Origin of the sequence: Wolbachia endosymbiont (group A) of Apoderus coryli, assembly GCF_947251615.1 — a bacterium.
Classification (GTDB): domain Bacteria; phylum Pseudomonadota; class Alphaproteobacteria; order Rickettsiales; family Anaplasmataceae; genus Wolbachia.
Genome location: NZ_OX366367.1, coordinates 263,163 through 276,481, shown reverse-complemented (window position 1 = coordinate 276,481; position 13,319 = coordinate 263,163). Strand labels below are relative to the sequence as shown.

Annotated in this window: 11 protein-coding genes and 1 pseudogene; 8 read left to right on the top strand and 4 right to left on the bottom strand. The window is 33.9% G+C overall.

What is annotated here, in order from left to right; all coding sequences use genetic code 11:
* The first annotated feature begins 46 nt into the window (after window positions 1-46).
* Window positions 47-1,375, top strand: a complete 1,329-nt coding sequence (locus OPR43_RS01590) for an IS4-like element ISWosp9 family transposase (protein WP_041573564.1) — start codon at window positions 47-49, stop codon at window positions 1,373-1,375.
* On the opposite strand, the gene OPR43_RS01585 is transcribed toward OPR43_RS01590, so the two are convergent.
* Window positions 1,344-1,631 carry an RNA-dependent RNA polymerase family protein gene (locus OPR43_RS01585; RefSeq protein ID WP_320157469.1) on the bottom strand — a complete coding sequence of 96 codons (288 nt, stop codon included), beginning with the start codon at window positions 1,629-1,631 and terminating at the stop codon, window positions 1,344-1,346. The genes OPR43_RS01590 and OPR43_RS01585 overlap by 32 nt on opposite strands.
* 337 nt (window positions 1,632-1,968) lie before the next feature.
* Window positions 1,969-2,139 carry a hypothetical protein gene (locus tag OPR43_RS01580; RefSeq protein WP_265035139.1) on the bottom strand — a complete coding sequence of 57 codons (171 nt, stop codon included), beginning with the start codon at window positions 2,137-2,139 and terminating at the stop codon, window positions 1,969-1,971.
* A 182-nt stretch (window positions 2,140-2,321) separates the two neighbouring features.
* On the opposite strand from OPR43_RS01580, the gene wmk (OPR43_RS01575) reads away from it, so the two are divergent.
* From wmk (OPR43_RS01575) to wmk (OPR43_RS01555), 5 genes are all read left to right on the top strand, one after another.
* Complete coding sequence (gene wmk / locus OPR43_RS01575) at window positions 2,322-3,236, top strand: WO male-killing family protein Wmk (protein WP_265035137.1); 915 nt, start codon at window positions 2,322-2,324, stop codon at window positions 3,234-3,236.
* 165 nt (window positions 3,237-3,401) lie between these two features.
* Window positions 3,402-4,058 (top strand): JAB domain-containing protein, encoded by a 657-nt coding sequence (locus tag OPR43_RS01570; RefSeq protein WP_265035136.1) that lies wholly within the window; start codon window positions 3,402-3,404, stop codon window positions 4,056-4,058.
* Window positions 4,059-4,149: 91 nt separating this feature from the next.
* On the top strand, window positions 4,150-5,334 hold the full coding sequence (locus tag OPR43_RS01565) for a hypothetical protein (protein WP_265035135.1): 1,185 nt from the start codon (window positions 4,150-4,152) through the stop codon (window positions 5,332-5,334).
* Window positions 5,335-5,421: 87 nt separating this feature from the next.
* Window positions 5,422-6,324: a WO male-killing family protein Wmk gene (wmk, locus tag OPR43_RS01560; RefSeq protein WP_265029663.1), complete on the top strand. Its 903-nt coding sequence runs from the start codon at window positions 5,422-5,424 to the stop codon at window positions 6,322-6,324.
* A 38-nt stretch (window positions 6,325-6,362) separates the two neighbouring features.
* Window positions 6,363-7,277, top strand: coding sequence for a WO male-killing family protein Wmk (wmk, locus tag OPR43_RS01555; protein ID WP_406832764.1), 915 nt, complete (start codon window positions 6,363-6,365; stop codon window positions 7,275-7,277).
* Between the two features lie 54 nt (window positions 7,278-7,331).
* Here wmk (OPR43_RS01555) and OPR43_RS01550 read toward each other — a convergent pair whose 3' ends face one another.
* A complete protein-coding gene (locus tag OPR43_RS01550) occupies window positions 7,332-7,505 on the bottom strand; it encodes a hypothetical protein (RefSeq protein WP_265029665.1) in 174 nt (57 codons plus the stop codon).
* Window positions 7,506-7,921: 416 nt separating this feature from the next.
* Here OPR43_RS01550 and OPR43_RS01545 point away from each other — a divergent pair.
* A pseudogene (locus tag OPR43_RS01545) lies at window positions 7,922-8,948 on the top strand (IS110-like element ISWen2 family transposase).
* Window positions 8,949-9,137: 189 nt separating this feature from the next.
* Here the strand turns inward: OPR43_RS01545 and OPR43_RS01540 are convergent.
* Window positions 9,138-11,009, bottom strand: coding sequence for a hypothetical protein (locus tag OPR43_RS01540; protein ID WP_265035134.1), 1,872 nt, complete (start codon window positions 11,007-11,009; stop codon window positions 9,138-9,140).
* Between the two features lie 759 nt (window positions 11,010-11,768).
* Here OPR43_RS01540 and OPR43_RS01535 point away from each other — a divergent pair.
* On the top strand, window positions 11,769-13,256 hold the full coding sequence (locus OPR43_RS01535; protein ID WP_265035133.1) for a hypothetical protein: 1,488 nt from the start codon (window positions 11,769-11,771) through the stop codon (window positions 13,254-13,256).
* The last annotated feature ends 63 nt before the right edge of the window (window positions 13,257-13,319 follow it).

Here is a 13,319-nt window from a genome sequence, read left to right as displayed (position 1 = left end):
TAATAAGGTATAAATTCTCTTGGATATATGAATGAGAGAACTTACAATGGACAGAATAGCTTGCTTATCAAAAGACCTCAATGAATTCTTTAATGAAAAAGCAGACGAAATATCAATTGCAGTAGGTTTTATAAAAAGAAAGAGAAAACTTAATGGCTCATCATTCATAAAAGCTATGGTTTTTGGTAACATAGGAGTTGATGATTGCAGCATAGAAACAATGTGCCAATTGCTAAATGAAGACTCGATAGAAATTACAAAACAGGGTTTAGATTTTAGGTTTAGTGAAGAAGCAGTTGAGTTCATGAAAAAAATGTATAACGAAGCTTTGTGTTTATTTAAAAAAAGTCTACAGATTGATTGCAAAATTTTACAGCAATTTGGAAGCGTTAAATTATTGGATAGCAGCTACATTAGCCTGCCCAGTAGCATGGAAGATATGTACAAAGGATATGGCAGTAGCTATAGAGATTGTGAGAATAATACCAAATCAGGAATAAAGCTACAGTTAGTCTTTGATTACCTGAATCAAGCGCTAGATAAGTTAAATTTTATGGAAGGAATAAGGTCGGATCAAGGTTATAGGGATTATCTGAACGGTTTATCAGCCAATGATTTGCTAATATTTGACTTGGGCTACTTTGTGCCTAGTTCTTTTAAACAGATTGATGAAGCAGGTGCATATTTTGTTAGTCGTTATAAGTCTGATACCAATATATATGATATAGAAACAAATCAAAAAATAGAGCTATTGGAGTATTTGGAAGGTCAATTATCTTCAGAAAAAGAAGTATTATTAGGAAAGGAAGTAAAAATTAAGGTAAGAATTATATGTCAAAAGCTAACTGAAGAACAGTCTATGGCTAGAAGAAGAAAGGCTAATAAATTAGCAAAGTCACATGGATATACATCTTCTCAAAAGAATCAAAAGTTATTAGATTGGTCAATATTTATAACTAATGTTCCAGAGAGTAAAATTAATGCTGAACAAATATTGACGGTTTATAGAGTAAGATGGCAAATCGAATTACTATTTAAACTATATAAAAGTCATATCAATCTTGATAAACTAAAAGGAAAGACAAATCCATTTAGAGTATTGTGCGAGCTATACGCAAAATTATGTGCTATTCTCGTATTTCACGGAATGATTGGCTGTGTAAAACTAAAAAAGAACACGGAGCTCAGTTTAACAAAGGCATTTATTGAATTGAAAAGGCGGGTTAGAGAGCTCTTTTTGATATTAAACAATATTGTCAATAATTTAAAAATTTTTCTAAAAAAGCTTACTATAATCTGGTCAAAGTTTTCTTTGAAAGACAGATATAGGAAGACCAGGGTATCTACTTTAAGCTCTCTACATTCCTTAACTTGACGCGTATGGTTGGTATTCCAAGTGTCCTTGTCCCTCCATCTGCCTTAGTTATATCACAAGCCTTTACTGCAGGTGGAAAATAACTACCAGACGATAGCCTGTTCCATAGCTTGTAAAGGTTCTTGCTTAAGTCTTGATCAAACTTTTCAATTGTTAGATCATCAATACCTGCTCCTCCTCTGTTTTCTTTAACTCTTTTATAAGCCAAAAACACTAGAGATTTTGGTATGTTAAAAGGCTTTGTTCTTTCAATCATTTTCATCCTCCTTCAAGTTGAATGATTTACTAAAGTCAACTAGTTCAACCCCTTTGCTCCATGGTCATTACAACCACTTCTTCGCTACTACGAGTTGATCCGCCCCAGTGATTTGCATCGCTACTCTAAAACTTGAGGATTAGCCTCTTGCTTGTCTCGCTTTGCATCAAATCGACTGGTTCCTGCAGTTCCTTATTAAAGCCCAGATCAGACTCACGCCACCTTTATACCGAACACCGCCTACACAGTAATCAGGTTCCCTGTACGCTTTTAAGAGGAGAATGACTCACTCCTCCTTTCGATGTTCACTTCCAATTTCGACACGTTCATCAGTGGTTCACTCACGTTCGTCTTTCTGATCCATACCTTCCAGCTTATATGCTGATTTTTCCTTAACGCTCATGACCCTATCTCTTAAATAGAGCCACTTAAGGTGGTTTGAAACCTGCTCCTGAAAACCGATCTCGAAGGACCTTCCTTCATCTTCAATAAAGCTTCTCACAAACATTATTCTGCTTGTTGCTGCAGCACACCATCATTTTTTGGATCGAGAAACTTCGAAAGAGCCATGAGAAAGTAAGATAAAAAGCATTAATGATTATACACAATTGTGAAGAAATATTCAACTAAAATGCAAACATAGAAGTTTTTGTATATCTTTATTTGGTAGTATTAACCTGTATAATATTTATGGCAAATATCTCAATAAGGTATCAGATAGCAGAAAAATTAAGAAGTTGTAGGTTAGCAAAGGGATATACTCAAAAGGATTTAGCAGAGAAAATCGGTGTAACATATCAAATAGTACTACAATATGAAAAAGGAACACGTAAAATTTCGATTGAGAAGTTATACGCTATGGCAGAGATATTATCAATTAATATTACGGATCTTATTCCTGTATCAAAAAGCTGTCTTGAAGATGAGGGAGAGGAAATATTAGATCTGATAAGAGAATATAAAAAGATTAATAATCAAGAGTTGCGTAGAATGTTTTGTTTACTAACTAAATTTGCTCAAGTTAGTGAAAAAAGTAGTAAAAAAGCAGAGAAAGTAAAAATTGCAAAGGGTCTAGTTAAAGCGGGAGTTTCTGTTGATATTATTTCACAAACAATTGGCCTTTCTGCTGATGAATGTGTTGAAGAAAAAGTTGGCTCTATCTACTGCCAAATAGGAAAAAAGATAAAAGAATGGAGGGCAGTACGGGAATATACTCAGAAGGATTTAGCAGAGAAAATGGTTACAACACGTGACGAAATAAGTAACTATGAGCAAGGAAGGATTGCTGTTCCACTGGGAAGATTATATGAGATAGCAAAGGCGTTATCGATTAATATCGTGGATCTACTTGAACCAGCAGAAGATGCAGATGAAAGAGTAGGAAATGAATTACCGAATTTAATTGAAGAATACAAAAAGATTGAAAATCAAGAACTACGTAATGCACTAATAAAATCTATGTTTGAAAGCATACAAATTTGTGAAGAGAAAATTAGAGAAGTAGAAAGAATCAAAATTGCAAAAGACTTAGTAAAAGGAGGAATTTCTATTGATATTATTTTGCAAGCGGTAGGCCTCTCTTTAGACGAAATTCAACAAGTTTAAAATAAAGAAATCAGCGTATATTAATATCTTTACCTCTTGATGAAAAAATAAGTAAAGAAGATTGAGAAATTTATTTGACTTCACTCGAAAGCTATGGCTCTATGCCAATGCTGATAAAGCAGTAAATATTTAAAAAAAGTTTGTTGTTAGTGAAAGGTAAATTATATGAATAAAAGTAAAGAAGAAATCGAATTCAGAATATTAGAAAGCAAAGGCAAAGCACTACTTGATCGTGAAATAATGGAAACATTTCTAAGTGCAGTACATGAAAGGCCGCAAGCTCAAGAAATTGCTAAAAATCTGGTGAACACTTATACGGGAGTAGGAAGGATTTTAGGTAGAGAAATGGATGACCTGAAAGTTATAGAAGGAGTGACTGATTCTGCAGTAGCAATGATTATGTGTGTTAAGGAAACACTAGAAAGGGTACTGAAAGAAAAGCTTAAGAGTGAGCCAATAATGGACTTACAAGGGCTAGTAGAGTACTTAAACGTAAGTATAGGCCACTCAGAAAGGGAATGTGTAAAAATACTGTACTTGAATAAAAGGCGCCAATTAATCGGAGAAGAATCCTATATTGGTGAAATGGAAAAAGCACCAGTATACATAAAGGAGATTATAAAAAAAGCATTAATAAAGAATGCAACATTAGTAATAATGTCACATAACCATCCTGGAGGAAGCTTAGAGCCTTCAGAAGAAGATCAAGCAGTAACAAAGAGCTTAGCAGCAGCGTGTAGTACTGTAAGCGTTAGATTATTTGATCACATTATCATCACAAGTGGTGGCTATTTTAGCTTTAGAGAAAACGGATTGTTATAGCAGAAAGTATTTGCAAATCTACTCACTATAATTTATAATGAGTAATAGAGTGTATAACAACTATACACTTAGAAAAATAGCGGAGGCTAATATGAATAATAAAATAATTGTACCTTTTAGTGATAAAGGGGGAGGTGTTTACGAGTTAAACGTTGATCTTGATAAATTGTCAAAAGGTGAGATGTTAAATGCTATTGTAGGAATTGGTCATGCTAACCAGCAGTCCACTTTTGTAAGCAAAATTGATAAGGCTAAAAAACCTGGAGAAGTGCCCTTCCCTAATAGAGACGTTCAAATCAACTACGGAAAGGGACTTGATTATATATATGGTACAAAACCTGTAAGTGATCAAGAAGATAAAAATCCATTTGCCTCAGCTTTGCAAAAAATAAAGCCAAATACAGAGAAGCTGAGCTGGTTTAAGAGTTCTATAGTAGAGGCAAAAAACGTAAATGAATTGCACAAAGTTATAGACAAAGTACTAGCTTCTGGAGCAAGGCTAAATGCATGTAATGATGGAGAATGGAGCTTCGCGGAATATGTGATACTGGGCACACATTTTCATAAATTTGATAAGGCTGATCGTAAAAAGCTAATACGTAAATTAATGCTAAGTGGTGCAGAGTTTCATGATACTCTACTGCAGAATAAACTGATAGGTGAAATCTATAATGAGCTACAGCCAGAAGTTCAGCCACAGATAGATAAGCAACTAGAAGAGCTAGAGGAAGCTGGCGAAAATGCTGTGCAAGAAGGAGAATTAATAGATGTTGAGATAGATAATACAACATCGTATATAGAATTTTCTGGGAATAGTAAGGTAGAGGTAGCCAAAATACTGGAAGCAAACAGAAAGTTAGGAAGTAATATCTTAAAAATTGGTAATGATGCAGTTGAAGTTAAAAGTGAGAAGGGAGGTATAAGAAACTATACCGATATTTCAGATGGCAGCTCTATCATGTTAGAATTTCCTACAAGCATTGGTAAGCTAAATATTATATTGTACCACGATGTAAAAAAATATGATCAAGTACAAGTCAGAGTAGAAAACAAGGAAATGTGGGCTGAACTACAACAAAGAGGGGAAGAATTTGGAAAAAATTGCCTTTTTGCTGGAGTAAAACTTAAAGAAGCAGTAGAAAAGGGAAGTTTTATGAGATGTGGCATATGGAATAGCAAGCAGCTTATGAAGGAGGTTGATAGCCCAGGTGAAAAGCTGTCTTCATGGGTAGATAAAGTACGTGAAAAAAGTAAAGAAACTTGTAGGAAGCTTTAATTATGGCTAACTTTGAGGTTCCAGAGTTTACTGGAGCCTTAACAAAATTGAGCTATAGTAGAAAATATTATATGTAAGGTTCTTTGCGTGGAAAAAAGTCTAGACTATGAAGTAGGGAAAAAAGTAAAAAATTGGAGGTTAGAGCGAGGGTATACTCAGAAGGATTTAGCGAGGAAAATTGGTGTAAAGTACTGGGTGATACTGCAATATGAGAAAGGGAATCGTAGAGTTCCAATTGAAAGGTTATATGCTATAGCTGAGGCACTATCAATCAGTATTACCGATCTTATTCCTATATCAAAAAGCTGTCTTGAAGATGAGGGAGAGGAAATATTAGATCTAGTAAGAGAATATAAAAAGATTAATGATCAGGAGTTGCGTAGGATGTTTTGTTTGCTAACCAAATTTGTCCAAGTTAGTGAGAAAAGTAGTAGAAAATCGGAAAAAATAAAAATTGCAAAGGATCTGGTTAAAGCAGGAATTTCTATTGATATTGTTTCACAAGCAATTGGCCTCTCTGCTGATGAATGTGTTGAAGAAAAAGTTGGTTCTATATACTACCAAATAGGAAAAAAGATAAAAGAATGGAGACTAGTGCGGGAATATACTCAAAAAGATTTAGCAGAGAAAATGAATACAACCCGTCACGAAATAAGCAACTATGAGCAAGGAAGGACTTCTGTTCCACTTGATAAATTATATGGAATAGCAAAGGTGTTATCAATTAACATCATGGACCTACTTGAACTAACAGGAGATGAGATAGAAAATGAGCTACCTGATTTGATTAAAGAATACAAAGAAATTGAGAGCCAAGAACTACGTCATGCATTAAGAGAGTCTCTGTTTGAAGGTATAAGGATTTGTGAAGAAAAAGTGAGAAAAGCGGAAAGGATCAAAGTTGCAAAGGATCTAGTAAAAGGGGGAATTTCTATTGATATTATTTTGCAAGCGGTAGGTTTATCTATTGATATGGTTTTAGATGGATAGCTCGTGAAAAAATTATAGCAATAAAGTTTTTTTCTTAAATGGAGGTATATGTGTTTGTTTCTGCAAGCAATGTTAGTTATGGAATAGGACAAAAAATAGAAAATTGTAGGTTAATGCGAGGTCATACTCAAATAGGATTAGCAAGTCAAATAGGTTTAACATACCAAGAAGTAAACAGCTATGAGAATGGCTATAGCGCTATTCCAATTGAAGTACTATATGTAATAGCAAGAGTGCTGTCAGTTAATGTTGTAGATCTATTACCTAAATCAATAACAGTAAGAGAGTATGAAGATGAAGACGAGGAAATACTCTATCTAGCAAAAATATATGAGAATCAAAAGTCAGGTAAAATAGTACCTTCATTAGTCAGGTTTGTCCATATTAGTGAAAAAATTAATCAAGAAGAAGCAAGGTTGGAAATAGCAAAAAATCTAGTGAAAGAAGGAGTTTCTACTGATATTATTTCCCAGGCAACGGGCTTATCTATTTACGAGTATGATAATACAGAGAAAGAAATCTGCACTGATTCTATATATTACAGAATAGGGCAAAGAATAAGAGAATGGAGATTGATAAAAAGGTATACTCAAAAAGATTTAGCAAACAAAGTTGGTTTAACACTCAAGGAAATACACGAATATGAAAAAGGGTATACTGCCATATCATTAGATAAATTATATGAAATAGCAGGAGAATTATCAGTGAATATTAAAGTTCTGCTACCTAAAACAAGAGAAAGCAAAAAGCTATTGAGTTTAATGGATGAGTACAGAGAAGATGAGACTCAAGAATCACTAGTCAAATCTCTATCTGAAAGTATGAAAAATGGAAAGGAAAAAGTTAAAAAAGCAGAGAAAATCAGGGTTGCGAAAAATCTAGCAAAGGCAGGTGTTGCAATTGATATTATTGTGCGAGCAAGTGACCTAACTGCTGATGAGTGTGAAAATTGAATTGTGTTAAAGACGGTACTGAGAAACAGTATATTAAGATATAAGTAAAGATGGTTACGTATTTAATACATCTATTCTGAAAATTTGTTTAGCTGACTCAACTGAAGCATTTTCATAAAGTTTTGCTGCTAATTTGCTTGTTTGATAACTTTCTTTAACGTCTTCACAGCTAACACTGAAAACACATATTGCTAATGCTAGCAGAGGAGCAGTTGGTAAAATCGCCACAGCCGTCAGTACTCCCGATTACTTTTCCTGATAATGTGATAGTATCCGCAAGTATTATCATATATTACAAAAAAATCAGTTAGCATTTCTGTTTATTAAAATTATACAATAAAGCTGCATTTTATATAATACTTCTCAAATTATTTCTACTAAATATTTATGAATATGGTTAAACAGTAGATAGAGGAAACCTTGTATCTTGAAAAAAGCATCTAGTGTTTTTAAGCTTAAGCATTAGGTGGAGAAGGGAAGAACTCTGGAAGATTCCTTAGATATAAAATCTGTAGAAAAGAAAAGAGTTCCCTTCTCAAAAGTAGAGGCTGGACGGTATCGTAGAAAGGCCTAAATGGTTCTAATTCTGTATTCACAAGGTAAGCCTTACTTTTCATTTTTAATAGTAGTATATGGAGTTATATATGATCAACAACTTTTTAGGTATAGATGTTTCAAAAGAACGCTTTGATGTTTCTCTCTCATTCATAAGTAAAAAAGGAAAGCGTGAAACTAGGAAAAGGAAATTTAAAAATGATGATACTGGGTTTCAAGGTCTACTGAACTTTCTACAAAAACATAACGTAGAAGAAGTAAAAGCTTGCATGGAATCCACTGGTTGTTATAGCGAAGCTTTGGCTGAGTTCCTCCACAACGCTGGATATTTCGTTAGTGTTGTAAACCCAGCTTGCATAAGATTTTATGCAAAAAGTAAGCTTACACGACAAAAGAATGACCAGACTGATGCAGAGATTATTGCAGATTATTGTCAAAGACAGGAACCTTCTCGTTGGACACCACCTTCTCCTGAAAAGAAAAAATTAAAACATCTTTATCGTTGCTCAAATGCGTTAAAGGATGAGTTAACATTAGCAAATAATCATTTAGAAAAGAAAGAGAGAGAGACTGCCTAAAGAAGTTGCAAATGCTTGGGAAGACCTTGCAATGAACATAGAGCAAAAAATAGAAACAATAAAAAACTCCATACGCGAACTATTAAAACAACACAAAGAATTGTTGGAAGATTTTCAACTCCTATTAACTATTCCAGGAATAGGAGAGGAAACAGCAATAGCTATTTTAGCTGAAATTCCTGGTATAAAAGCCTTTATAAATGCTAGGCAATTGGCAGCATATGCTGGAACTATACCACAAAATATAACATCAGGCTCATCCGTACATGCCAAGCCCAGATTAAGTAAAACCGGTTCACGAACATTACGTAAGGCAATGTACTTTCCTGCTATAGCAGCTAAAAAGCATAATCCTATCATTATGGCTTCTTGCGAAAGATTAAAAGAGAAAGGCAAGCATGCTATGGCCATAGTTGGTGCTGCAATGCGTAAGTTACTTCATATAGTTTTTGGTGTTTTAAGTTCAAAAAAGGCCTTTGATCCAGATCATATCAAGAACTATAGGGCTAAAAGGTTAACTGAAGGTTTAGTACTTTAAAATCAAAAAATGCTTCTAATTCATCTTATGTAAAATGGCATCTTACACAAATTTATTGAATGTTGTTGGTTAGTGGATATGTTGATAAGTAAATTTCTGCTGTTTTATATGTAACTAATTTACTTATCAACATATCCACTAACTATAATCTGTATACTGCTACACAGTTGGAAGTATTTTTTGATTTTATTATGCAATTTGGAGAATTTTTATGACTTTTTTGTTGACTAACAAGACGGTATCTTTTCTCAAACTTTCAATTAACTTGATCATTTTGAATGGATCTTTGTGTCCATTACTTTCCATTTCATAATTTAAAGCTTTATAAACTAAAAAACTTCTTCCTATATTCTTAACGCTGTCTCCAAATTTCAGTACTAAATCAAATCTACCTATTTGATCATTATAAACTTCTTTTATTATAAAATTAATCTTGCTATCATCATTAATCTCTTGGAGCTTTTCTTCAGCAGCTTTGAAGTTATGGCTCTTAATTGCCTCAACACATTCGGCCGGTAATCCTTTTTGTTTTTGTATCGTTTCTTGCTCTGCAGCTTTCTTCTTCATATCATCAAGCTCCTTTCTGAATACATTTACTACATTAATTAAACTCTCTACAAGACTTTCTAAATTTGCAATTTTTTGTTCAGTCTCTCTACCTTGATCATCCAAAAGCCTTTTTAACGTTTCTACAGTAGTTTCTAAACTAGCAAGACGATTCCTATCTTCACTACCAATTTGTGAAGATTGCTTTAATTGTTCTATATCTTCCTTCATCTTTCTCATTTCATTCTCAAGTTTAGCAACCTTACTACTAGGATTAGGACGTGTAAAAGTCCCAGATGAACTAAGGTTATTAGTAGTATTACTATTGGTAGAACGCTTAGAACGTCGTACATCCACTTTAACACTTTTGTCCAACTCTGTCTGAGTCAAAGCTATTATTAGCTTATTAATCTCGTTTTTTACTTCTTCTATTTCATCATTGAATTCCTTTGTAAAAAAGCTATGGCTAGATTTTTCTGTATTGACTGTCACATTTTCTTCTACCTTACCTTCAGGTATCTCTGCAAACCCGCTACTAGGACTTATCATAACTTTTCCTGCTACTTCATCCGTATCTGTTATATTGTTGTTAAATGGTGATAATGTAGAATTTGCTAAAATTGCCTCTACCTTATCTGCTTTTTCTTCCAATCTTAGTTCTGACACATTCTTCAATGTAGTAGCTTCATTAAGAGCGTTGTATATAGAGATATTACTCTTTAAATCTTCTTTAACTTCAGATAGGTTGAAAAGCTTGTTTTCAAAAGGCAAAGTGGAATTCTCTACGGCAGAAGAATTATTTAACTGTATACTAACAGCATTAGCAAATGCTACCTGACCAACTAAGAATAGCGTAACTGCTTGTGCAGGATTGCAAAAAAGTAATTTACTAATATTTCTTAACTTAGAATTGGTAACTCCATTCTTCCTCACAACGCTGCTTACAATGCTTTCACCTAAAGCGGAAGGTTCGACAGGAGTTTCTTTACTACTTGCACTATCTAATAAAGACTGATAATAAGCAACTTCTTTTCGCCCTAGATTAGTATCATTTTTTATACACTCCCTTAGTAGCAAAGGTTGAGCTCTTAATTCTTCCCTAAACTCATTCCTTACATTAGCTAATAGTTGCAGGTGCTTACCAGGATTATTTGAATCATACACAAAATCTTCTAATTCTTTTAGCCCATCTTCATAAACAAGAGGAGATAGACTGTGTTTACCGATTAAACCTTGCAATTTTATGATATCTGCTTCAAATGTTTTTTTTGATATACCAGATTCTAATTGTTCTTTTATATCTTCTATCCTTGCTCTAAATATACCTTCCCAGACACTCTGATCAAAATAATTAACTTGATCAAACGTTTTAGCAAAATAATCACGTGGCAGATCATTGATTAAATTCCAAAACCAACCTGAGATAGCTTGATCAACTGAAGATAAAGTCTTATCTACAAGACCTATACCCCACTGTTTCCATCCACTTGAATTTGATTCTTTACCTACAAACATACTACCCTCCAATTTTAAATAGAGCTATTTCTTACCTAGCACCCTAAGATATTTAATATACTAATATTAGTAATAGGTTGTTTTTAACATAAATATTTTAAAATACAATAATTTTTTTATTGAGAAAAAACTTTGCTAATAGTGTCGAAAAAAATCTTTTATTGACTTGCTTTACTTTTAAATTTATCCCGATTTTTCTTTGATGTTTTTAAACAAATCTGTATTAATTTAGCAAAACATATTATTAAGATCTCAGGTAAGATAACCGTTTTCAGCACTCAAAACCAAGGGCGGTGAGAAGTGTTTTTCTTGGGATGGAATGGTCTAGAGTTAAGATCTTGGATGTTTTGGAGCATCTTTAGTGAATAAGCATTTCCTCCATTTTCAAGTTTTCGGATCGAGGTTTAGAGAGTTTTTTACTATTTGTATTGCTCTGCCTCTGTTGCTCTGATAGTTTCTCCTTCTGAATATAATATGTTGAAAATATTATGCCAGAGAGTATAATAAAATCTATATCAAATACTTTACAAGAAAAAGTGGTGGTAGAGGCAAAAGTAAACACTAATAAGAACCAATTTAAGGAAAGCGCATGCTAGAGTTTGAAAAAGCAGCAAGAATATTATTGAAAGGTTAAATGGCGTATGATATAATATATATAGTGTAAAGATGTAAATAATTTTATTGACATCTTTACATTAATAGTTCTTAAATGTTTAGTGCTGTAAAATTAAATTATTAAGTTTTATGAAGGGAGTAAAAATGGTAGAAAGCTTTCTAGGTAAGAACAAAGGCAGTAATTTTATTGAGGGGACAAAAATAATAGAAAATTTTTCAGGTAATAACGGAAACGGTAGCTCAATCTTCCAAGGAAAAATCAGGGAGCAAGATTTCTCTGCGGAGCAGAAGTTAAATGAACTAAAAGCAGCCATAGAGAAGCTTGACAGACAAGATTTGCTCAGAAGGCTCGAGTGTGAGCGTCAGGCCTCTAGTTGTATCGATGAAATATCATCTCAAGCAGAGCTACATATCGGAGAAGAAGGTGATGAGGGTTACTTCAATTGTGAAAAACCACTGGGAGATTTCTGGAGTTTCTTTGAACCTCTCTTCAACCTTTTTGAAGTAAATGTAGATGATCCGAAAATCTACCAAATGCTCAAGGAGAAGAAAGAAAAAAATTGGCTTCTTTCGATAATTAAATTTATGCGTGACAAGCTTAAGGAGTTAATCAAGAAGATTTTTGCACGCGATTTAAGTTTCGATCAGAGATTGGACAAAGAGATAAAAGAATTGGAAGAAAAATTATTCGGTGGTGGTTTATCTAAAGAAGAGGAAATAGCAATACTAGAGCGTCTTGAGGCCCTGAGGGGACTTAAACTCAGGTTACAGCTGGCCGTTGTCGGATGGATTGTTACAATGTTTGCAGAGATGTTTGGAGTTGAGTTGGCATCTGCGGTAGCGGCATCTACAGAAAAAGAAGATAAAAAAGCAGAAAAAACATCATTAGAAGCAACTAAAGAAGTTCATAAAGACGTAGAAACAAAGGTAGATGAAAGAGAAAAACCTAAAGTGCCAGTTTCCCTTTTTGAAGTTTCACCCGGATTTGTAAGACCGGTTGTTCTGAGCAAACCAGAACTTGATCTTTTACCAAAACCTATAATGCCTCCTATATTTAAAGAGGTTAATGAGAATCGTGAGATAAAAGAAACAAAAGTGAAAGTGGAAGGAGAGAAAAAAGTGAAGCCTGAACCGAAGAAAGAGGTGTGTCCACCGAAACCTGCGGAGAAGAAGCCCGTGGTGAGTGGGATAAAAATTTATTCTAAAGGTGTAAAAGAGAATATTAATTCCGAAAAATGGCGTTCAAATACTAATGTTAATGAAAGGGGAACCACGCCGCCCACTAATGGACAAGGAAACAAGTTTAATGATGAGAAGAAAAATGAATCTGCTAGTTGCGCAGAAAGCCGTCTAAATAATAGTGTTAACAAGGAAGGAACCAAATCTACTAATACAGATGACCTTGACGCTAAGCTTGCAAAAAAAGTTGCTGAAAGGAACGCTCGAAGATCGGCAGCTAATATTAAGCACGATTATCCAATTGATACTTGGCAAGCTCCATCAGGAACTAATAATAATGGAAAGTCTAGTGCTAGTTCTGCAAGTGATGCTAAAGAAAATCCTAAGTCAAAATTTACTGATGTATTGAATGAATGTGCAGCAAGAGGAAATGGTAATACACCATCGAGATAGTGAGTGTTAGCTACTTAGATGACAAAGAAGACTGGATCCCAGTGTCCCTTTCTTGTCATTCCA

Coding starts and splice junctions, on each gene's coding strand:
- wmk (WP_265035137.1), top strand. CDS start 2,322: ATGGCAAATATCTCAATAAGGTATCAGATAGCAGAAAAATTAAGAAGT.
- OPR43_RS01540 (WP_265035134.1), bottom strand. CDS start 11,009: ATGTTTGTAGGTAAAGAATCAAATTCAAGTGGATGGAAACAGTGGGGT.
- OPR43_RS01590 (WP_041573564.1), top strand. CDS start 47: ATGGACAGAATAGCTTGCTTATCAAAAGACCTCAATGAATTCTTTAAT.
- OPR43_RS01570 (WP_265035136.1), top strand. CDS start 3,402: ATGAATAAAAGTAAAGAAGAAATCGAATTCAGAATATTAGAAAGCAAA.
- OPR43_RS01585 (WP_320157469.1), bottom strand. CDS start 1,631: ATGATTGAAAGAACAAAGCCTTTTAACATACCAAAATCTCTAGTGTTT.
- OPR43_RS01565 (WP_265035135.1), top strand. CDS start 4,150: ATGAATAATAAAATAATTGTACCTTTTAGTGATAAAGGGGGAGGTGTT.
- OPR43_RS01580 (WP_265035139.1), bottom strand. CDS start 2,139: ATGTTTGTGAGAAGCTTTATTGAAGATGAAGGAAGGTCCTTCGAGATC.
- OPR43_RS01535 (WP_265035133.1), top strand. CDS start 11,769: ATGGTAGAAAGCTTTCTAGGTAAGAACAAAGGCAGTAATTTTATTGAG.
- wmk (WP_406832764.1), top strand. CDS start 6,363: ATGGAGGTATATGTGTTTGTTTCTGCAAGCAATGTTAGTTATGGAATA.